This is a genomic window from Solwaraspora sp. WMMA2056 (genome assembly GCF_030345095.1).
Classification (GTDB): Bacteria; Actinomycetota; Actinomycetes; order Mycobacteriales; family Micromonosporaceae; genus Micromonospora_E.
On record NZ_CP128360.1, the window covers coordinates 1,686,558 to 1,707,674 of the forward strand.

Genomic DNA, 21,117 nt, shown 5'->3' on the forward strand with positions numbered 1-21,117 from the left:
GTGATCGCCGGGCCGGGCCGACGGGTACGTCGGCCCGGCCCGGCGACTACGACCGGACGGACGGCCGCCCCACCCCGGCGACGTCGATTTGGCCCCGCGTCGGCTGTGCCGTACGCTGGTCGTATCCACACCCAAAGACCGCTGGTCACCGTGCCTCGGCACGGTTGAAGGTCCCGTTTCCACGGGCGGCCCGCGCAGGGGCGGAACGGAAGCCGAGCATCTCCCGTCGATTTCGACGGCTGCCCGCCCCGTGCGCCTCGCGCCGGGGCGTTTTTCGTGGGCGCGGGATCTTCACCGACCGTCCGGCCGTGCGCCGGTCGGTCGCCAGCCCTGAGCACCAGAGAGGAGGGACATGGCGGACAAGCCGGTTCGTGCCGACAAGGCCACTGCGGTCGCCGAGCTGACCGAGCGCTTCCGGGAGTCGGGAGCGGCGGTGCTCACCGAGTACCGTGGTCTCACCGTCGCCCAGCTGACCCAGCTGCGCCGTTCGCTGGGGCAGAGCGCGACCTACTCGGTGGCGAAGAACACCCTGGCCAAGCGGGCCGCGTCGGACGCGGGCATCGACGGACTCGACGAGCTGTTCACCGGTCCTACCGCGCTCACCTTCGTCTCCGGCGACGTGGTGGAGGCTGCCAAGGGCCTGCGCGACTTCGCCAAGGCCAACCCGATGCTCGTCATCAAGGGCGGGGTCTTCGAAGGACGCGCGATCACCGCGGCCGAGGTCACCAAGCTGGCCGACCTCGAGTCCCGTGAGGTGCTGCTGGCCAAGCTGGCCGGCGCCATGAAGGCGAACCTGAGCAAGGCCGCGGCCGTGCTGCAGGCGCCGTTGTCGAAGACCGCCCGCCTGGCGGCAGCGCTGCAGGACAAGCGCGAATCCGAGGGTACGCCGGCCTGACCGGCCCGTGCCCTCCTAACGTCACCACACCGAAAGGAAGCCGACCATGGCGAAGCTCAGCACCGACGAGCTGCTCGACGCGTTCAAGGAGATGACGCTGATCGAGCTCTCGGAGTTCGTGAAGCAGTTCGAGGAGACCTTCGAGGTCACCGCCGCCGCTCCGGTCGCCGTCGCGGCCGCCGGCCCGGCCGCCGCCGCGGCGGAAGCCGAGCCGGAGAAGGACGAGTTCGACGTCATCCTCGAGGCTGACGGCGGCAAGAAGATCCAGGTCATCAAGGTCGTGCGTGAGCTGACCGGGCTGGGCCTCAAGGAGGCCAAGGACCTGGTCGAGGCCGCGCCGAAGCCGGTCCTGGAGAAGGCCAACAAGGAGGCCGCCGACAAGGCCAAGGCCAAGCTGGAGGCGGAAGGCGCCAAGGTCACCCTCAAGTGACCTGACCCACACCGGGCCACGGGACGGGCGGCGATCCTCAGCGAGGGTCGCCGCCCGTCTCCGTTCGCACACCGGGTGCGACTGCCCAATGATCAGGGAATTTCACCTTTTGGGTGGGCGCGGTGGTCGATGGCTGCCTGGCAACCCGCTGGGGGAAAGGTGATCTGCCGGTACGACAGGCCTTGACGCGGCCGGTGACGGCAGGCACGCTGACTACTGCAGGACTGATCCTTCAGGTGTCGCATCGGGCCCGGTGTGCCGAGGCGGTTGACGGATCCAGGCTTGCGACGGCCAAAGCTGGGTAATGGCACCAGCGGCGGGCCGCCGGCTCCGGGTGATCCGGGGATCGGCGTCCCGTTGTCCGCCAGCCCCACGAGGCCCCGTGGGAAAGCGCCGCGTTCCGAGCGGTCCGGGAGGCGTCCGAGACGACGCCCCGGCCGGCTCCGCGACGTTCCTTCGGGGTCGGGCTGGACAGCGGTTAGCCGCTCGGCTACACTGCTAGTTTGCGCTGCCTTCCGACTTGCCTCGCGCCCGGAATGTCCGATCCTGGATATTTTGACCGAGGTTCCTTGGAGTGCGCGCGAAACAGCCGTCTGCAGCACCGGTCCTCGGAAGGACGCATCTTGGCAGCTTCCCGCCCTGCGAAGACCAGTCGTACGTCGAGCGCTTTCGCTCCTCGCCGAATCTCATTCGGCCGGATCACCGAACACCTCGAGGTCCCCAACCTTCTCTCCATCCAGACCGAATCCTTCGACTGGCTGGTGGGCAACGAGGCTTGGCAGGGCCGGTCGGCTGACGACCCGCACGCACGATCAGGCCTCGCGGAGATTCTCGACGAGATCAGTCCCATTGAGGACTTTTCCGGCACTATGTCGCTTTCCTTCTCCAGCCCGCGCTTCGACGAGGTCAAGGCCTCGATCGAGGAGTGCAAGGAGAAGGATCTGACCTACTGCGCACCGCTCTTCGTGACCGCGGAGTTCACCAACAACACCACTGGCGAGATCAAGAGCCAGACGGTGTTCATGGGTGACTTCCCGATGATGACGCCGAAGGGCACCTTCATCATCAACGGCACCGAGCGCGTCGTGGTCAGTCAGCTCGTCCGCTCGCCGGGCGTGTACTTCGACAAGCAGCCGGACAAGACCTCCGACCGCGATCTGTCCAGCGTCAAGGTGATCCCGAGCCGGGGTGCCTGGCTGGAGTTCGACATCGACAAGCGCGACACCGTCGGTGTCCGCATCGACCGTAAGCGGCGCCAGGCCGTGACCGTCCTGCTCAAGGCCATCGGTTGGTCCGCCGACCGGATCCGTGAGCGGTTCGGCTGGTCCGAGCTGATGATGACCACCCTGGAAAAGGACCACATCGCCGGGGTGGACGAGGCGCTGCTCGACATCTACCGCAAGCTGCGCCCTGGCGAGCCGCCGACCCGCGAGAACGCGCAGACCCTGCTCGACAACCTCTTCTTCAACCCGAAGCGGTACGACGTCGCCAAGGTCGGCCGGTACAAGTTCAACAAGAAGCTCGAGCTGGACGTCCCGATCAACAAGGGGACGCTGACCGAGGACGACATCGTCGCCACCGTCGAGTACCTCTGCCGGCTGCACGCCGGTGAGGAGGGCTACGAGGCCGACGACATCGACCACTTCGGCAACCGGCGGCTGCGTACCGTCGGCGAGCTGATCCAGAACCAGGTACGGGTCGGCCTGTCCCGGATGGAGCGGGTCGTCCGCGAGCGGATGACCACCCAGGACGTCGAGGCGATCACGCCGCAGACCCTGATCAACATCCGCCCGGTGGTGGCGGCGATCAAGGAGTTCTTCGGTACGTCGCAGCTGTCCCAGTTCATGGACCAGACCAACCCGCTCGCCGGGTTGACCCACCGTCGGCGGCTCAGCGCCCTCGGCCCGGGTGGTCTGTCCCGGGAGCGGGCCGGCTTCGAGGTCCGCGACGTGCACCCGTCGCACTACGGCCGGATGTGCCCGATCGAGACCCCGGAAGGGCCGAACATCGGTCTGATCGGGGCGTTGTCCACCTTCGGGCGGGTCAACCCGTTCGGCTTCATCGAGACGCCGTACCGCAAGGTTGTCGACGGCCGGGTCACCGACCAGATCGACTACCTGACCGCCGACGAGGAGGACCGCTTCGTCAAGGCGCAGGCCAACGCGCCGCTGATGGCCGATGGCACCTTCGCCGAGGACCGCGTCCTGGTCCGACGCAAGGGCGGTGAGGTCGACTTCGTCACGCCGGCCGCCGTCGACTACATGGACGTCTCACCGCGGCAGATGGTCTCCGTGGCCACCGCGATGATCCCGTTCCTGGAGCACGACGACGCCAACCGGGCCCTGATGGGCGCGAACATGCAGCGTCAGGCGGTTCCGCTGGTCAAGGCGGAGTCCCCGCTGGTCGGCACCGGCATGGAGTACCGCGCGGCGGTCGACGCCGGCGACGTGGTGCTGGCCGAGGCCGGCGGCGTGGTCGAGGACCTCTGCGCCGACTACGTCACGGTGCACCAGGACGACGGCCACCGCCGGACCTACCTGCTGCACAAGTTCCGCCGTTCCAACGCCGGCTCCTGCGTCAACCAGAAGCCGACCGTCTTCGAGGGCGACCGGGTCGAGGCCGGCCAGGTCATCGCGGACGGTCCGTGCACCGACGAAGGCGAGATGGCCCTCGGCCGTAACCTGCTCGTGGCGTTCATGCCGTGGGAGGGCTACAACTACGAGGACGCGATCATCCTGTCCCAGCGGCTGGTGCAGCAGGACGTGCTCACCTCGATCCACATCGAGGAGCACGAGGTCGACGCCCGGGACACCAAGCTCGGCCCGGAGGAGATCACCCGCGACATCCCGAACGTCAGCGAGGAGATGCTCGCCGACCTCGACGAGCGCGGCATCATCCGGATCGGCGCCGAGGTCGTCCCCGGCGACATCCTGGTCGGCAAGGTCACCCCGAAGGGCGAGACCGAGCTGACCCCGGAGGAGCGGCTGCTGCGGGCGATCTTCGGTGAGAAGGCCCGGGAGGTCCGGGACACCTCGCTGAAGGTGCCGCACGGTGAGACCGGCACGGTGATCGGCGTACGGACCTTCTCCCGCGACGACGGCGACGAGTTGCCGCCGGGCGTCAACGAGCTGGTCCGGGTCTACGTCGCCCAGAAGCGGAAGATCCAGGACGGCGACAAGCTCGCCGGCCGGCACGGCAACAAGGGTGTCATCTCCAAGATCCTGCCGGTGGAGGACATGCCGTTCCTCTCCGACGGTACGCCGGTCGACATCGTGCTCAACCCGCTCGGTGTGCCGGGCCGGATGAACATCGGTCAGATCCTGGAGACCCACCTCGGTTGGGTGGCCAAGACCGGTTGGAAGGTCGAGGGCGACGACGCCGAGTGGAAGGCCGCGCTGCGGGCCATCGGGTCCGACGAGGCCGAGCCGGACACCAACGTCGCGACCCCGGTCTTCGACGGTGTCCGCGAGGAGGAGATCACCGGCCTGCTCGGCAGCACCCTGCCGAACCGTGACGGTGTGCAGTTGATCGGCAACTCCGGCAAGGCCCAGCTGTTCGACGGGCGCTCCGGGGAGCCGTTGCCGGACGCGATCGCGGTCGGCTACATCTACATCCTCAAGCTCAACCACCTGGTCGACGACAAGATCCACGCGCGGTCGACCGGCCCGTACTCGATGATCACCCAGCAGCCGCTCGGCGGTAAGGCCCAGTTCGGTGGCCAGCGCTTCGGTGAGATGGAGTGCTGGGCGATGCAGGCGTACGGCGCCGCCTACGCCCTGCAGGAACTGCTGACCATCAAGTCCGACGACGTCCTGGGCCGGGTCAAGGTCTACGAGGCGATCGTCAAGGGCGAGAACATCCCCGAGCCGGGCATCCCCGAGTCGTTCAAGGTGCTGCTCAAGGAGCTGCAGTCGCTGTGCCTCAACGTCGAGGTGCTCTCCAGCGACGGCGTGGCCCTGGAGATGCGCGAGACCGACGACGAGGTGTTCCGGGCGGCGGAGGAACTCGGTATCGACCTGTCCCGGCGGGAGCCGAGCTCGGTCGAGGAAGTCTGAGGTGCGGTCGGCGGCCCTGTCGCGACAGGGCCGCCGACCTGCCCACGAACCAGCAGTAGAGACGACGACATAGGGGACACGTAACGTGCTCGACGTCAACTTCTTCGACGAGTTGCGCATCGGTCTCGCCACCGCCGACGACATCCGTCAGTGGTCCCACGGCGAGGTCAAGAAGCCCGAGACGATCAACTACCGCACCCTGAAGCCGGAAAAGGACGGGCTCTTCTGCGAGAAGATCTTCGGTCCGCAGCGGGACTGGGAGTGCTACTGCGGCAAGTACAAGCGGGTCCGCTTCAAGGGCATCATCTGTGAGCGCTGCGGCGTCGAGGTGACCCGCTCCAAGGTCCGTCGTGAGCGGATGGGGCACATCGAGCTCGCCGCGCCGGTCACCCACATCTGGTACTTCAAGGGCGTCCCGAGCCGGCTCGGCTACCTGCTGGACCTGGCTCCCAAGGACCTCGAGAAGATCATCTACTTCGCGTCGTACGTGATCACCGGGGTGGACGCCGAGGCGCGCCACCGCGACATGTCGACGATCGAGAACGAGATCTTCGCCGAGAAGCGCCAGTCGGAGAACAGCCGCGACTCGGAGATCGAGAAGCGGGCCGCCAAGCTGGAGGCCGACCTGGCCGAGCTGGAGGCCGAGGGCGCCAAGGCCGACGTTCGCCGCAAGGTCAAGGAGTCCGGCGAGCGCGAGATGCGCCAGATCCGGGACCGGGCGCAGCGGGAGATCGACCGGCTCGACGAGGTGCTCGACACCTTCCGCAAGCTGGAGCCGAAGCAGCTGGTCACCGACGAGCTGCTCTACCGCGAGCTGCGGGACCGGTTCGACCCGTACTTCACCGGTGGCATGGGCGCCGAGGCGATCAAGACCCTGCTGCACAACATGGATCTGGACGCCGAGGCCGACAACCTGCGCGAGATCATCCGCAGCGGCAAGGGCCAGCGCAAGATCCGCGCGCTCAAGCGGCTCAAGGTGGTCGCCGCGTTCCTCAGCACCCGCAACTCGCCGCAGGGCATGGTGCTCGACTGCGTACCGGTGATCCCGCCGGACCTGCGCCCGATGGTGCAGCTCGACGGTGGCCGGTTCGCGACCAGCGACCTCAACGACCTGTACCGCCGGGTGATCAACCGGAACAACCGGTTGAAGCGGCTGATCGACCTCGGCGCACCCGAGATCATCGTCAACAACGAGAAGCGGATGCTGCAGGAGGCCGTCGACGCGCTGTTCGACAACGGCCGCCGCGGCCGGCCGGTCACCGGCCCGGGTAACCGTCCGCTGAAGTCGCTGTCCGACATGCTCAAGGGCAAGCAGGGCCGGTTCCGGCAGAACCTGCTCGGCAAGCGGGTCGACTACTCCGGCCGGTCGGTCATCGTCGTCGGCCCCAAGCTCAAGCTGCACCAGTGCGGTCTGCCCAAGCAGATGGCGCTGGAGCTGTTCAAGCCGTTCGTGATGAAGCGTCTGGTTGATCTCAACCACGCGCAGAACATCAAGTCGGCCAAGCGGATGGTCGAGCGGCAGCGGCCGGTCGTGTGGGACGTGCTCGAAGAGGTCATCTCCGAGCACCCGGTGCTGCTCAACCGGGCACCGACCCTGCACCGCCTCGGCATCCAGGCGTTCGAGCCGCAGCTGGTCGAGGGCAAGGCGATCCAGATCCACCCGCTGGTCTGCACCGCCTTCAACGCCGACTTCGACGGTGACCAGATGGCGGTGCACGTACCGCTGTCGGCCGAGGCGCAGGCCGAGGCCCGGATCCTGATGCTGTCGTCGAACAACATCCTCAAGCCGTCCGACGGCAAGCCGGTGACCATGCCCACCCAGGACATGATCATCGGGCTGTACCACCTGACCCACCGGACCGAGGGGCTGCTCGGCGAAGGCCGGGTGTTCAGCTCCGACGCCGAGGCGCGGATGGCCTTCGACAACGGCGAGCTGCACCTGCAGTCGCCGGTGCGGATCCGGCTGCGCGGCGTCGTCGACGTCGACAACGGGGCCGGCGCGGCGCGGTGGACCGCTCCGGAGCAGTGGCAGCCGGGTGAGCCGCTGATCGTCGACACCACCCTGGGCCGGGTGCTGTTCAACGAGGTCATGCCGGTCGGCTACCGCTTCGTCAACTACGAGGTCCGCAAGAGCCAGCTGTCGGCGATCGTCAACGACCTGGCCGAGCGGTTCCCGAAGGTCGCCCTCGCGGCGACCCTCGACGGGCTCAAGGAGGCCGGCTACCACTGGGCCACCTGGTCCGGGGTGACGATCGGCATGCAGGACGTCATCGCACCGCCGCACAAGCAGGAGACCCTGGAGCGGTACGAGAAGGAAGCCGACCGGATCGACAAGCAGTACCAGCGTGGTCTGATGACCGGCGAAGAGCGGCGCGGTGAGCTGATCGAGATCTGGACCAAGGCGACCAACGAGATCGCCAAGGACCTGGAGACGGCGCTGCCCCAGGAGAACCCGCTGTGGAAGATGATCCACTCGGGCGCCCGAGGCAACCTGCTGCAGCTGCGGCAGATCGCCGCGATCCGTGGCCTGGTGGCCAACCCGAAGGGCGAGATCATCCCGCGGCCGATCAAGTCGAGCTACCGGGAAGGTCTGTCCGTGCTGGAGTACTTCATCTCCACGCACGGTGCCCGTAAGGGTCTGGCCGACACGGCGCTGCGGACCGCCGACTCGGGTTACCTGACCCGTCGTCTGGTCGACGTCTCGCAGGACGTCATCATCCGCGAGGAGGACTGCGGCACCGACCGGGCGATCACCATGCAGGTCGGTGAGCGCCTCGACGGCAAGCTGATGGTGCACGAGTTCGCGGAGACCGGCGTACACGCCCGAACCCTCGCGGAGGACATCAAGGGCGCCGACGGCGAGGTCGTGGTCGAGCGCGGCGCGGACCTCAACTCGATCCTGGTCGACAAGCTGGTCGCCGCCGGGGTCGAGATGGTCCGGGTACGCAGCGTGCTCACCTGCGAGTCGAAGCTCGGTGTCTGCGGTGCCTGCTACGGCCGGTCGCTGCCGACCGGCAAGACCGTGGACATCGGCGAGGCGGTCGGCATCATCGCCGCCCAGTCGATCGGTGAGCCGGGCACCCAGCTGACGATGCGGACCTTCCACACCGGTGGTGTCGCGGGTGAGGACATCACCCAGGGTCTGCCCCGGGTGCAGGAGATCTTCGAGGCGCGGGTGCCCAAGGGCAAGGCGCCGATCGCCGACACCCCGGGCCGGGTGCGGATCGAGGACGGCGAGCGGTCCCGGAAGATCATCGTGGTGCCGGACGACGGCAGCGACGAGATCACCTACGACAAGATCTCCAAGCGGGTCCGGCTGCGGGTGCACGACGGGGACCACGTCACCGTCGGCGAGAAGCTGACCGAGGGCACCATCGACCCGCACGAGCTGCTGCGGATCCTCGGCCCCCGGGCGGTGCAGGTCCACCTGACCCAGGAGGTCCAGGAGGTCTACCGCTCGCAGGGTGTGCTGATCCACGACAAGCACATCGAGATCATCATCCGGCAGATGCTCAAGCGGGTGACGGTCATCGACTCCGGCGGCACCGAGCTGCTACCGGGCGTGCTGGTGGACCGGGCGGTGTTCGAGTCGGAGAACCGTCGACTCGTCGCCGAGGGCGGCGAGCCCGCCGCCGGCCGGCCGATGCTGATGGGTATCACCAAGGCGTCGCTGGCCACCGACTCCTGGCTCTCGGCGGCCTCCTTCCAGGAGACCACCCGGGTGCTGACCGACGCGGCGATCAACGCGCGCAGCGACTCGCTGATCGGCCTCAAGGAGAACGTGATCATCGGAAAGCTCATCCCGGCGGGTACCGGCATCAGCAAGTACCGCAACGTCCGGGTCGAGCCGACCGAGGAAGCGAAGGCCAAGGTCTACTCGATGACCGGGTACCCGGAGACCGACTACGGGTTCGGGCCGGCCAGTGGGCAGGCTGTCCCGCTGGACGACTTCGACTTCGGTTCCTACCGCTGACCACCGGTCCGGTACAGCTGTGACGGCGCCTGTCCCACCGCGAGCGCGGCGGGGCAGGCGCCGTCAGCTTGTAGGCTGACACCGTGCAGGCGACCCCGGTGCCCTCGGCCACGTATCCGAGACCCCGGCATCCGGCGGATCCGGATCCGGTCCGGTCCAGCAAGGCGACGGCGGTCTTCGCGCTCGGGCTGATCGCCGCGATCACCGGTCTGCTGGTCGGCGGGGCGGTGCCCGCCACCGTGGCGCTGCTGCTGGGTCGGCAGGCGCGCCGTGAGGCGTACGACTCCCGGGGTTACCTGACCGGAGCGATCTGGCTGCGGCGCGGTGAGCGCCTGGCCTGGACGGGCCTGTTCCTCGCCGGCGCGGTACTGACCCTGGCGCTGGTGCTCGGCATCTTCACCTGGGCGACCGGTCCGGTCGGCCAGGACTTCGCCCCCGGGGTCGACTGACCGACGATCCACCGGCCCGGGTCGACCGGGGCGGTGACGGACCCCGCCGGCGGCGACCGACCGGCGACGGACGAGGAGGACGATCAGGTGACCCAGTTCCCGGGCTACCCGGCCGCGGGGCCGGCGGGCGGTCCGCCCGTCGCCGGGCCGATGGCGCCGCCACCGCCGCCGGAGGGTCGGCTGCGACCGCGCCGGGTCGATCCGGTCCCCGGTACGGAGTACGGCCTGGTCCACCTGGAGGTGGCGCCGGTGGTGTCCGGGCTGGCGGTCGCCGCGTTGATCGCCGGGGTGGTCTCGGTGCTGGTGTCGTTCGCGGTCGGCTGCCTCGGGGCAGGCGGTGCCGACAGCGGTTGGGGCGGCTGGGTGGCCGGTGCGTTCACCTTGCTCAGCGGCTCCTTCGGGGTCGCGGCGGTGACGCTGGGCATCCTCGGGTTGCGTCAGGTCCGCCGGGTCGCGCCGCCGCCGGCCGTCCGGTTCACCGGGCGTGGGGTGGCGGTCGCCGGGATCAGCTGCGGGGCCGTCGGGCTGGTCATCACCCTGCTCGGGCTGGTGCTGACCATGCTGCTGGCGCTCGTCTGACCGCAGCGGTGCCGGACGCCGGGCCGCCAGCCGGGTCCCGATGGGCCTGGTGCGGGGGCAAGGTCCGGGCCGGCCGGCCGACGGACTGGCGAGCCGGTACACTGGGTCACTGGAGTCGTCCGCCGCAGGCGGGCAGGTGGTGGCGGCTGACGCGACCGCTGCGGAAGCCGTTTTGACCTGCGCGTGTGGGGTGGGTACTCTTTCCTCTCGTGCCCGGCGTGACCGGGCAAGTCGTGCGTGCGCTCGACCTGGCCAGCGGCCATCGAGTGACGTCACGACGGATGCAGATCCCGGTGGGTGACAGTAGCGTGCCGGGTCCGCGTGCGGGCGACACGCCCGACCGCGGGTGCCGGGGCCCCAGCCGGGGCGGCCGGTCGGAATGTAGGAGAGCCGTCCACGGGCGGCTGAGGAACAGTGCGGCCGCCTGCGGCCGGAGGGAGCAAAGAAACCCGGTGCCAACGATCCAGCAGCTGGTCCGAAAGGGCCGCCAGGCGAAGACGAGCAAGACCAAGACGCCAGCGTTGAAGGGCAGCCCTCAGCGTCGTGGCGTGTGCACCCGCGTGTACACCACCACCCCCAAGAAGCCGAACTCCGCACTGCGCAAGGTCGCCCGGGTGAAGCTCAGCAGCCAGATCGAGGTCACCGCCTACATCCCCGGCGTCGGCCACAACCTGCAGGAACACTCGATCGTGCTGGTGCGTGGCGGCCGGGTGAAGGACCTGCCGGGCGTCCGCTACAAGATCGTCCGCGGTTCGCTGGACACCCAGGGTGTCCGCAACCGCAAGCAGGCTCGCAGCCGCTACGGCGCGAAGAAGGAGAAGAGCTGACATGCCGCGTAAGGGCCCAGCACCGCGTCGGCCACTGGTCGCGGACCCGGTGTACAACTCCCCGCTGGTCACCCAGCTGGTGAACAAGATCCTCCTGCGTGGCAAGCGTCAGCTCGCCGAGCGCATCGTCTACGGCGCCCTGGAGGGCTGCCGGGAGAAGTCCGGCACCGACCCGGTCGTCACGCTCAAGCGCGCCATGGACAACGTCAAGCCCACCCTGGAGGTGCGCAGCCGCCGGGTCGGTGGCGCGACCTACCAGGTGCCGGTCGAGGTCCGCCCGTCGCGGGCGACCACCCTGGGGCTGCGCTGGCTGGTCCAGTACTCGAAGGCCCGCCGGGAGAAGACCATGATCGAGCGCCTGATGAACGAGCTGCTGGACGCGAGCAACGGTCTGGGCGCCGCGGTCAAGCGTCGCGAGGACACCCACAAGATGGCGGAGTCCAACAAGGCCTTCGCGCACTACCGCTGGTAAGCGGCAGCTGTCATGCCTCCCGGCACAGCCGCGCAGACACAGTCGACGACGAGACGAAGTAGGGATTGAAGTGGCCGCCGCAGACGCGCTCGCCAAGGTTCGCAACATCGGCATCATGGCGCACATCGATGCCGGTAAGACCACGACCACTGAGCGGATCCTGTTCTACACCGGTATCACGTACAAGATCGGTGAGGTCCACGAGGGCGCTGCCGTCATGGACTGGATGGAGCAGGAGCAGGAGCGGGGGATCACCATCACCTCCGCCGCCACCAAGTGTGAGTGGAAGGGCCACACCATCCAGATCATCGACACGCCCGGCCACGTCGACTTCACGGTCGAGGTCGAGCGGTCGCTGCGCGTGCTCGACGGCGCGGTGGCGGTCTACGACGGCGTTGCCGGCGTGGAGCCGCAGACCGAGAACGTCTGGCGGCAGGCGGACAAGTACAAGGTCCCCCGGATGTGCTTCGTCAACAAGCTCGACCGGACCGGGGCCGACTTCTTCCGCTGCGTGCAGATGATGGTGGACCGGCTCAACGCCACCCCGCTGGTGCTGCAGATCCCGATCGGCCTGGAAGGCGACCACATCGGTGTCGTCGACCTGGTCGAGATGCGTGCGCTGACCTGGCGCGGGGAGACCCAGAAGGGCGAGGACTACGCGATCGAGGAGATCCCGGCCGACCTCGCCGACGCCGCCGCCGAGTGGCGCGAGAAGCTGGTGGAGACCCTCGCCGACGTCGACGACGCCATCATGGAGAAGTACCTCGAAGGTGAGGAACTCTCCGTCGCCGAGATCAAGGCCGCCATCCGGCGGGCCACCCTCGCCGACAAGGGCAACCCGGTGCTGTGCGGTTCGGCCTTCAAGAACAAGGGCGTGCAGCCGATGCTGGACGCCGTCGTCGACTACCTGCCGTCGCCGCTGGACATCCCGGCGATCGAGGGCACCGCGACCGACGGCGAGACCCCGATGCTGCGTAAGCCGTCGCCGAGCGAGCCGTTCTCCGGTCTGGCCTTCAAGATCCAGACCGACCGGCACCTCGGCAAGCTGACCTACGTACGGGTCTACTCCGGCAAGCTGGAGTCCGGGTCCCAGGTGGTGAACTCCACCAAGGACCGCAAGGAGCGGATCGGCAAGATCTACCAGATGCACGCGAACAAGCGTGAGGAGCGGCCGGCCGCGGTCGCCGGTGACATCATCGCCGTGCAGGGCCTGAAGCAGACCACCACCGGGGACACCCTGTGTGACCCGGCGAACCCGGTCATCCTGGAGTCGATGACGTTCCCGGAGCCGGTCATCGAGGTGGCGATCGAGCCCAAGACCAAGGCCGACCAGGAGAAGCTCAGCACCGCGATCCAGCGGCTGGCCGAGGAGGACCCGACCTTCCGCGTCAAGAACGACGAGGAGACCGGGCAGACGGTCATCGCCGGCATGGGCGAGCTGCACCTGGACATCCTGGTCGACCGGATGCGCCGCGAGTTCAACGTCGAGGCGAACATCGGCAAGCCGCAGGTGGCGTACCGGGAGACCATCCGCCGCAAGGTGGAGAAGGTCGAGTACACCCACAAGAAGCAGACCGGTGGGTCCGGCCAGTACGCCCGGGTGATCATCAGCCTGGAGCCGCTGCCGCTGGACAACGAGGCGCCGACGTACGAGTTCGCCAACGCGGTCACCGGTGGCCGGGTGCCGCGGGAGTTCATCCCGTCGGTCGACGCCGGTGCCCAGGACGCCATGCAGTACGGCATCCTCGCCGGCTACCCGCTGGTCGGGGTCAAGCTGACCCTGGTCGACGGGCAGTACCACGAGGTGGACTCGTCCGAGATGGCGTTCAAGATCGCCGGTTCGATGGCGCTCAAGGAGGCCGCCCGCCGGGCGGACCCGGCGCTGCTCGAGCCGATGATGGCCGTTGAAGTCACCACTCCCGAGGAGAACATGGGTGACGTCATCGGCGACCTCAACTCCCGGCGTGGCATCATCCAGGCGATGGAGGAGCGCGGCGGAGCCCGCGTCGTCCGGGCCCTGGTGCCGCTGTCGGAGATGTTCGGCTACGTCGGCGACCTGCGGTCGAAGACCCAGGGCCGGGCGAGCTACAGCATGCAGTTCGACTCCTACGCCGAAGTGCCGCAGAGCGTGGCGAAGGAGATCATCGCGAAGGCGACGGGCGAGTAACGGTCCGGGGGAGCGTCGCTTCCCCGGCCCGTCTCGGGCGAGCTGCGTACCGGGCCTGAAGGCGTGACCGCCGCAAGACCCAAGCACTTCCGGTCGCCGACATCGGACCGGAAAGGCTGTCGACAGAGTCCTAAGCGCCGAACGGCGCGCCGGGCGTACGAACCAAGAAGTCCACAGGAGGACACCAGTGGCGAAGGCGAAGTTCGAGCGGACTAAGCCGCACGTCAACATCGGCACCATTGGTCACATCGACCACGGTAAGACGACGCTGACGGCGGCCATCACCAAGGTCCTGCACGACAGGATGCCGGACCTCAACCCGTACACGCCGTTCGACGAGATCGACAAGGCGCCGGAGGAGAAGGCCCGCGGCATCACGATCTCGATCGCACACGTCGAGTACCAGACCGAGGCGCGGCACTACGCACACGTCGACTGCCCCGGTCACGCCGACTACATCAAGAACATGATCACCGGTGCCGCGCAGATGGACGGCGCGATCCTGGTGGTCGCGGCGACCGACGGCCCGATGCCGCAGACCCGCGAGCACGTGCTGCTGGCCCGCCAGGTCGGCGTCCCGTACATCGTCGTGGCGCTCAACAAGAGCGACATGGTCGACGACGAGGAGCTGCTCGAGCTGGTCGAGCTCGAGGTCCGCGAGCTGCTGTCGGCGCAGGAGTACCCGGGTGACGACCTGCCGGTCGTGCGGGTCTCCGCGCTCAAGGCGCTCGAGGGCGACCCGGAGTGGTCCGACAAGCTCATGGACCTGATGAACGCGGTCGACACCGCGATTCCGCAGCCGGAGCGGGAGACCGAGAAGCCGTTCCTCATGCCGATCGAGGACGTCTTCACGATCACCGGTCGGGGCACCGTGGTGACCGGCCGCGCCGAGCGGGGCATCCTCAAGCCGAACGAGGAGGTGGAGATCGTCGGCATCCGCGAGAAGTCGATGAAGACCACCTGCACCGGCATCGAGATGTTCCGCAAGCTGCTGGACGAGGCACGGGCCGGTGAGAACGTCGGTCTGCTGCTGCGTGGCATCAAGCGCGAGGACGTCGAGCGCGGCATGGTGGTCATCAAGCCGGGTACCACCACCCCGCACACCGAGTTCGAGGCGACGGTCTACATCCTCTCCAAGGAGGAAGGTGGCCGGCACACGCCGTTCTTCCAGAACTACCGGCCGCAGTTCTACTTCCGGACCACCGACGTGACCGGCGTGGTCACGTTGCCGGAGGGCACCGAGATGGTCATGCCGGGTGACAACACCTCCATGACGGTCAAGCTGATCCAGCCGATCGCGATGGAGGAGAACCTCAAGTTCGCGATCCGTGAGGGTGGCCGGACCGTCGGCGCCGGTCGGGTCACCAAGATCATCAAGTGAACTGGTAACCCGATTGGCCTTGTCGTACTCCGGTACGGCATACTGGTCAGGTTGCGTCCGCGTAGGGTGGCTGGCTGCCCGGCAGTCAGCCACCCTCGCACGGCGTCCGGGGCAGATCCCGCCACGGCGTCGCACCCGATCGACAGCGTCGCTCGTCGTCGCGTCGTCGTGAGGGTGTCGGCGTGGTCGGCCTGGCCCGGTGCTCACGGCCTCAGCGGCAGGGTCTGCCGCCGCACGGTCCAGATCGTTCCGGAGTCCCGGGGCGGAGCCTGGCCAGCGGTTGCGACACGCCCGACCGCGGGGGTCGGACACGAGAAGAAACGGCAGCGCCGGGGTCCGACCGGCGGCATCCGCTCGGCGAGCGGGCTCCATTGCGGGCGGAGAGAGAAGGAACAGAAGCCACCATGGCGGGACAAAAGATCCGCATCCGGCTCAAGGCCTATGACCACGAGGTCGTGGACTCCTCGGCGCGGAAGATCGTCGAGACGGTGACGCGCACCGGCGCTCAGGTCGCAGGCCCGGTGCCGCTGCCCACTGAGATCAACCGTTTCTGCGTCATCCGTTCGCCGCACAAGTACAAGGACTCGCGCGAGCACTTCGAGATGCGCACACACAAGCGTCTGATCGACATCATCGACCCGACCCCGAAGACGGTCGATTCGCTGATGCGCCTCGACCTGCCGGCTGGCGTCGACATCGAGATCAAGCTGTAGGGACCGGACAATGGACAGGCAAGTGAAGGGCATCCTGGGCGCCAAGCTCGGCATGACCCAGGTCTGGGACAACAACCGGGTCGTCCCGGTGACGGTGGTGCAGGCCGGCCCGTGTGTGGTGACCCAGGTGCGTACCGCCGACAAGGACGGCTACGCCGCGGTCCAGCTCGCGTTCGGCGCGATCGACCCGCGCAAGGTGAACAAGCCGGAATCCGGCCACTTCGCCAAGTCCGGCGTGGCACCGCGGCGGCACATCGTCGAGCTGCGCACCACTGACGCCAGCGAGTACGAGCTGGGTCAGGAGGTCACCGTCGAGACGTTCGAGCCGGGTGCTCGCATCGACGTGACCGGCCGGACCAAGGGCAAGGGCTTCGCCGGCGTCATGAAGCGGCACGGCTTCCACGGCCTGCGGGCCAGCCACGGTGTCGAGCGCAAGCACCGCTCGCCCGGCTCGATCGGCGCCTGCGCGACCCCCGGTCGCGTCTTCAAGGGCGTCCGGATGGCCGGCCGCATGGGCAGCGTGCGCTACACCGTGCAGAACCTCACCGTGCAGGCGGTCGACCCGGAGAACAACCTGCTGCTGGTCAAGGGAGCGATCCCGGGCCCGGCCGGCGCGTTGATCCTGGTCCGCAGCGCGGCGAAGGCACAGGCGAAGAAGGGCGGTGTCGCCAAATGACCACCGTTGACGTGATCAACGCCGAGGGCACCAAGAGCGGCACCGTCGACCTGCCCGGCGAGGTCTTCGACGTACAGGCCAACATCGCCCTGATGCACCAGGTCGTGGTCGCCCAGCTCGCCGCCGCGCGGCAGGGCACGCACAAGACCAAGACCCGGGGCGAGGTCGCCGGCGGCGGCAAGAAGCCGTACAAGCAGAAGGGCACCGGCCGGGCCCGGCAGGGCTCGATCCGGGCCCCGCAGTTCGCCGGCGGTGGCGTGGTGCACGGCCCGGTGCCGCGCGACTACAGCCAGCGCACCCCGAAGAAGATGAAGGCGGCCGCGCTGCGTGGCGCCCTCTCCGACCGGGCGCGCGCCGGCCAGGTGCACGTCGTCGAGGCGTTCGTCAGCGGCGAGACCCCGTCGACCAAGGCGGCGCTCGCCACCCTGCGCAAGGTCAGCTCCGCCAAGCGGGTGCTGGTCGTGCTCAGTGCGACCGACGAGCTGAACTGGTTGTCGCTGCGCAACCTGCGTAACAGCTCGACGCTCGTGCACCTCATCGAGGTGGGCCAGCTCAACACCTACGACGTGCTGGTCGCCGACGACGTGGTCTTCACCAAGGAGGCCCTCGACCAGTTCCTGGGCACGCCGGCGCAGACCGAGGAGGGCGACAAGTGAGCACGATTGCCGACCCGCGCGACATCATCGTGGCGCCGGTGGTCTCGGAGAAGAGCTACGCCGAGCTGAACCGGAACTGGTACACGTTCCTGGTCCACCCGGACGCCAACAAGACCCAGATCAAGATCGCTATCCAGCAGATTTTCGACGTCCGGGTGCTGACCGTGAACACGCTCAACCGTGAGGGCAAGCGTAAGCGGACCCGTACCGGGTTCGGTCAGCGCAAGGCGACCAAGCGGGCGATGGTGAAGCTGGCTGACGGTGACCGTATCGAGGCCTTCGGCGGCCCGGTCAGCTGAGGGGTGTAGACAATGCCAATCCGTAAGTACAAGCCGACGACGCCGGGCCGCCGTGGTTCGTCCGTCGCCGACTTCGCTGAGATCACCCGGTCCACGCCGGAGAAGTCCCTGCTGGTGCCGCTGCCGAAGAAGGGCGGGCGCAACGCGCACGGCCGGATCACCGCGCGGCACCACGGTGGTGGCCACAAGCGCCAGTACCGGCTGATCGACTTCAAGCGGGTGGACAAGGACGGCGTACCGGCCAAGGTCGCGCACATCGAGTACGACCCGAACCGGACCGCCCGGATCGCGCTGCTGCACTACGCCGACGGCGAGAAGCGCTACATCATCGCGCCGAAGGACCTCAAGCAGGGCGACGCCGTCGAGTCCGGCCCCGGTGCCGACATCAAGCCCGGCAACAACCTGCCGCTGCGCAACATCCCGGTCGGTTCCACGATCCACGCGGTGGAGCTGCGGCCGGGTGGCGGCGCCAAGCTGGCCCGCTCGGCCGGCGTCGGCATCCAGCTGCTCGGCCGGGAAGGTGCGTACGCCACGCTGCGGATGCCCTCCGGTGAGATCCGTCGGGTCGACGTGCGCTGCCGGGCCACCGTCGGTGAGATCGGCAACGCCGACCAGTCAAACATCAACTGGGGCAAGGCCGGCCGCATGCGGTGGAAGGGCAAGCGCCCGACCGTCCGTGGCGTCGCGATGAACCCGGTCGACCACCCGCACGGTGGTGGTGAAGGCAAGACCTCCGGTGGTCGCCACCCGGTGAACCCGCAGGGTAAGCCGGAGGGCCGGACCCGCCGTAAGGGCCAGCCGAGTGACCGGCTGATCGTCCGCCGCCGCTACGCGACCCGCAAGCGCGGCTAGAAGGAGTCTGGGACAACATGCCTCGCAGCCTGAAGAAGGGCCCGTTCGTCGACGACCACCTGATGAAGAAGGTGGAGACGCAGAACGACAAGGGCTCGAAGAACGTCATCAAGACCTGGTCGCGGCGCTCGACGATCACCCCGGAGATGCTCGGGCACACGATCGCCGTGCACGACGGGCGCAAGCACGTCCCGGTGTTCGTCACCGAGTCGATGGTCGGGCACAAGCTCGGCGAGTTTGCCCTGACCCGCACCTTCAAGGGTCACGAGAAGGACGACCGCAAGAGCCGTCGGCGCTGAGTCGCGGGCACGGATAGAGGATCAAGGGGTTACAGCGATGCCAGTAAAGGGCGACGCTCCGGTGCTTCCGGGCGCGCGGGCGGTTGCGCGGTACGTGCGCATCTCGCCGATGAAGGCGCGTCGGGTGGTCGACCTCGTCCGCGGTCTGCCCGCGAAGGAGGCGCTCACCGTCCTGCAGTTCGCGCCGCAGGCGGCAAGTGAGCAGGTGTACAAGGTCCTGGCCAGCGCGATCGCCAACGCGGAGAACAACGAGCAGCTGGACCCCGATGCCCTGCTGGTCAGCGAGGCGTTCGTCGACGAGGGTCCGACGCTGAAGCGGTTCCGGCCGCGGGCGCAGGGCCGGGCGTACCGGATCCGCAAGCGGACCTGCCACATCACCGTCGCGGTGGAGGCCGTCGCCCCGGCGACGCCGGCGCGTCGGGCGGGCAAGGCCCAGCCGGCGAAGGCGGCGAAGAAGGCTCAGCCGGCCGCGGCCGAGCAGGAGACCACGGCGCAGAGCGCGTCGGCGAACGAGCCGGCCGGCGGCCAGCAGAGCAGCACGGAGGGTGCCGAGTAATGGGTCAGAAAGTTCACCCGCACGGGTTCCGGCTCGGCATCTCGACCGACTGGAAGTCGCGCTGGTACGCGGACAAGCTCTACAAGGACTACATCGCCGAGGACGTCAAGATCCGGCGCATGATGTCCAAGGGTCTGGAGCGGGCCGGTATCTCCAAGGTGGACATCGAGCGGACCCGGGACCGGGTCCGGGTCGACATCCACACCGCCCGTCCGGGTATCGTCATCGGCCGTAAGGGTGCCGAGGCGGACCGGATCCGGGGCAACCTGGAGAAGCTCACCGGCAAGCAGGTCCAGCTCAACATCCTCGAGGTGAAGAGCCCCGAGTCGGACGCGCAGCTGGTCGCCCAGGGCGTGGCCGAGCAGCTCGCCAGCCGGGTCAGCTTCCGGCGGGCGATGCGCAAGGCCATGCAGTCGGCGATGAAGAACCCGATCGTCAAGGGCATCCGGGTACAGGTCTCCGGCCGCCTCGGCGGTGCCGAGATGAGCCGTACCGAGTTCTACCGTGAGGGTCGGGTGCCGCTGCACACGCTGCGCGCCAACATCGAGTACGGCTTCTTCGAGGCCCGTACCACCTTCGGTCGGATCGGCGTCAAGGTCTGGATCTACAAGGGCGACGCGGTCGCGGGCCGGGAGGCCCCGGCCGAGGCGCCGAGCCGGCCCCGCCGTGACCGGCCGGACCGGCCGCGCCGCGGCCGTTCCGGTTCCAGCGGCACGACCGCCGGTGGGACCGAGGCCGGCCGGGCGGCCGCCGCCGAGATCTCCGGCGGACCGTCGACCACCACCAGCAGTGCCGCGCCGGCTGACGCCGCGCCGGCCACTCCGGCCGCTGCGGCCGGAGCGGACAGCTCAGCGCAGGAGGGCTGACAGATGCTGATCCCGCGCAAGCCCCCGAAGGGCTTCCGCAAGCCGCATCACCCGAGCCGTACTGGCGCCGCCAAGGGCGGTACCCGGGTGGTGTTCGGCGAGTTCGGTATCCAGGCGCTCGAGCCGGCGTACGTGACCAACCGGCAGATCGAGTCGGCCCGTATCGCCATGACCCGCCACATCAAGCGTGGCGGCAAGGTCTGGATCACGGTCTTCCCGGACCAGGCGCTGACCAAGAAGCCGGCCGAGACCCGGATGGGTTCCGGTAAGGGCTCACCCGAGTGGTGGGTCGCCAACATCAAGCCGGGACGGGTGCTCTTCGAGATGTCCTTCCCGAACGAGCAGATCGCGCGTGAGGCGATGCGTCGTGCGATTCACAAGCTCCCGATGAAGTGCCGCATCGTGACGCGCGAAGTGGGTGAAAGCTGATGGCAGCGGGCGTTCCGGCCGCCGAGCTGCGTGAACTCTCCGAAGAGGAGCTGGTCACGAAGCTGCGGGAGGCCAAGGCGGAGCTGTTCAACCTCCGCGTGCAGGCCGCGACCGGTCAGCTGGACAACAACCGTCGGCTGCAGGTCATCCGTCGGGAGATTGCCCGGATCTACACGATCATGCGTGAGCGTGAGTTGGGACTCTCCGCCGCGCCGACTGAGGTGGCTGCATCATGAGTGAGAACACCGCCCCCGAGCAGGGCACGACCGTGGCCCGGCCGCGCCGTAAGGTGCGTGAAGGGCTCGTGGTCAGCGACAAGATGGAAAAGACCGTCGTCGTCGAGGTCGAGGACCGGGTCAAGCACCGGCTGTACGGCAAGGTCATGCGCCGTACCAGCAAGCTGAAGGCGCACGACGAGCAGAACGCGTGTGGCATCGGCGACCGGGTGCTGCTGATGGAGACCCGCCCGCTGTCGGCCACCAAGCGCTGGCGCGTCGTGGAGATCCTCGAAAAGGCGAAGTAGCCGAAAGACCGCGTCCGCCG

General features: G+C 68.4%; 21 protein-coding genes. All 21 read left to right on the forward strand.

What is annotated here, in order from left to right; genetic code table 11:
• Positions 1-352: 352 nt before the first annotated feature.
• Positions 353-895, forward strand: a complete 543-nt coding sequence (gene rplJ, locus O7608_RS07745; RefSeq protein ID WP_289209312.1) for a 50S ribosomal protein L10 — start codon at positions 353-355, stop codon at positions 893-895.
• A 46-nt stretch (positions 896-941) separates the two neighbouring features.
• Positions 942-1,325, forward strand: a complete 384-nt coding sequence (gene rplL / locus O7608_RS07750) for a 50S ribosomal protein L7/L12 (protein ID WP_282224047.1) — start codon at positions 942-944, stop codon at positions 1,323-1,325.
• Positions 1,326-1,948: 623 nt separating this feature from the next.
• Positions 1,949-5,380 carry a DNA-directed RNA polymerase subunit beta gene (gene rpoB, locus O7608_RS07755; protein ID WP_289209313.1) on the forward strand — a complete coding sequence of 1,144 codons (3,432 nt, stop codon included), beginning with the start codon at positions 1,949-1,951 and terminating at the stop codon, positions 5,378-5,380.
• 85 nt (positions 5,381-5,465) lie between these two features.
• A complete protein-coding gene (locus O7608_RS07760) occupies positions 5,466-9,353 on the forward strand; it encodes a DNA-directed RNA polymerase subunit beta' (protein ID WP_289209314.1) in 3,888 nt (1,295 codons plus the stop codon).
• A gap of 83 nt (positions 9,354-9,436) precedes the next feature.
• Entirely contained in the window at positions 9,437-9,802 is a 366-nt protein-coding gene (locus O7608_RS07765) for a hypothetical protein (protein ID WP_289209315.1), read from the forward strand.
• A 150-nt stretch (positions 9,803-9,952) separates the two neighbouring features.
• Positions 9,953-10,381 (forward strand): hypothetical protein, encoded by a 429-nt coding sequence (locus tag O7608_RS07770; protein WP_289210821.1) that lies wholly within the window; start codon positions 9,953-9,955, stop codon positions 10,379-10,381.
• Between the two features lie 452 nt (positions 10,382-10,833).
• Complete coding sequence (gene rpsL / locus O7608_RS07775) at positions 10,834-11,208, forward strand: 30S ribosomal protein S12 (RefSeq protein ID WP_014440718.1); 375 nt, start codon at positions 10,834-10,836, stop codon at positions 11,206-11,208.
• Between the two features lies 1 nt (position 11,209).
• A complete protein-coding gene (rpsG, locus tag O7608_RS07780) occupies positions 11,210-11,680 on the forward strand; it encodes a 30S ribosomal protein S7 (protein WP_278112081.1) in 471 nt (156 codons plus the stop codon).
• Between the two features lie 70 nt (positions 11,681-11,750).
• Entirely contained in the window at positions 11,751-13,847 is a 2,097-nt protein-coding gene (fusA, locus tag O7608_RS07785) for an elongation factor G (RefSeq protein ID WP_289209316.1), read from the forward strand.
• Positions 13,848-14,034: 187 nt separating this feature from the next.
• A complete protein-coding gene (tuf, locus tag O7608_RS07790) occupies positions 14,035-15,228 on the forward strand; it encodes an elongation factor Tu (RefSeq protein WP_282224040.1) in 1,194 nt (397 codons plus the stop codon).
• Between the two features lie 404 nt (positions 15,229-15,632).
• Positions 15,633-15,941, forward strand: a complete 309-nt coding sequence (gene rpsJ / locus O7608_RS07795; RefSeq protein WP_007073037.1) for a 30S ribosomal protein S10 — start codon at positions 15,633-15,635, stop codon at positions 15,939-15,941.
• 10 nt (positions 15,942-15,951) lie between these two features.
• On the forward strand, positions 15,952-16,617 hold the full coding sequence (gene rplC / locus O7608_RS07800) for a 50S ribosomal protein L3 (protein ID WP_282224039.1): 666 nt from the start codon (positions 15,952-15,954) through the stop codon (positions 16,615-16,617).
• Positions 16,614-17,273, forward strand: a complete 660-nt coding sequence (gene rplD, locus O7608_RS07805) for a 50S ribosomal protein L4 (protein ID WP_289209317.1) — start codon at positions 16,614-16,616, stop codon at positions 17,271-17,273. Before rplC ends, rplD begins: the two co-directional genes overlap by 4 nt.
• Positions 17,270-17,572, forward strand: a complete 303-nt coding sequence (rplW, locus tag O7608_RS07810; protein ID WP_278173680.1) for a 50S ribosomal protein L23 — start codon at positions 17,270-17,272, stop codon at positions 17,570-17,572. The genes rplD and rplW overlap by 4 nt, the downstream gene beginning before the upstream one ends.
• 12 nt (positions 17,573-17,584) lie before the next feature.
• The gene (rplB, locus tag O7608_RS07815; RefSeq protein WP_289209318.1) at positions 17,585-18,424 is read left to right on the forward strand and encodes a 50S ribosomal protein L2; all 840 of its coding nucleotides are present in this window, start codon (positions 17,585-17,587) and stop codon (positions 18,422-18,424) included.
• Positions 18,425-18,441: 17 nt separating this feature from the next.
• Positions 18,442-18,723, forward strand: a complete 282-nt coding sequence (rpsS, locus tag O7608_RS07820; RefSeq protein ID WP_278112094.1) for a 30S ribosomal protein S19 — start codon at positions 18,442-18,444, stop codon at positions 18,721-18,723.
• Between the two features lie 37 nt (positions 18,724-18,760).
• Positions 18,761-19,279 (forward strand): 50S ribosomal protein L22, encoded by a 519-nt coding sequence (gene rplV, locus O7608_RS07825; RefSeq protein WP_282224036.1) that lies wholly within the window; start codon positions 18,761-18,763, stop codon positions 19,277-19,279.
• A complete protein-coding gene (rpsC, locus tag O7608_RS07830) occupies positions 19,279-20,145 on the forward strand; it encodes a 30S ribosomal protein S3 (protein WP_282224035.1) in 867 nt (288 codons plus the stop codon). The genes rplV and rpsC overlap by 1 nt, the downstream gene beginning before the upstream one ends.
• 3 nt (positions 20,146-20,148) lie before the next feature.
• The gene (rplP, locus tag O7608_RS07835; RefSeq protein WP_123606142.1) at positions 20,149-20,574 is read left to right on the forward strand and encodes a 50S ribosomal protein L16; all 426 of its coding nucleotides are present in this window, start codon (positions 20,149-20,151) and stop codon (positions 20,572-20,574) included.
• The gene (rpmC, locus tag O7608_RS07840) at positions 20,574-20,810 is read left to right on the forward strand and encodes a 50S ribosomal protein L29 (RefSeq protein WP_278112098.1); all 237 of its coding nucleotides are present in this window, start codon (positions 20,574-20,576) and stop codon (positions 20,808-20,810) included. The genes rplP and rpmC overlap by 1 nt, the downstream gene beginning before the upstream one ends.
• Positions 20,807-21,097, forward strand: a complete 291-nt coding sequence (gene rpsQ / locus O7608_RS07845; RefSeq protein ID WP_278112100.1) for a 30S ribosomal protein S17 — start codon at positions 20,807-20,809, stop codon at positions 21,095-21,097. The genes rpmC and rpsQ overlap by 4 nt, the downstream gene beginning before the upstream one ends.
• Positions 21,098-21,117: the final 20 nt, after the last annotated feature.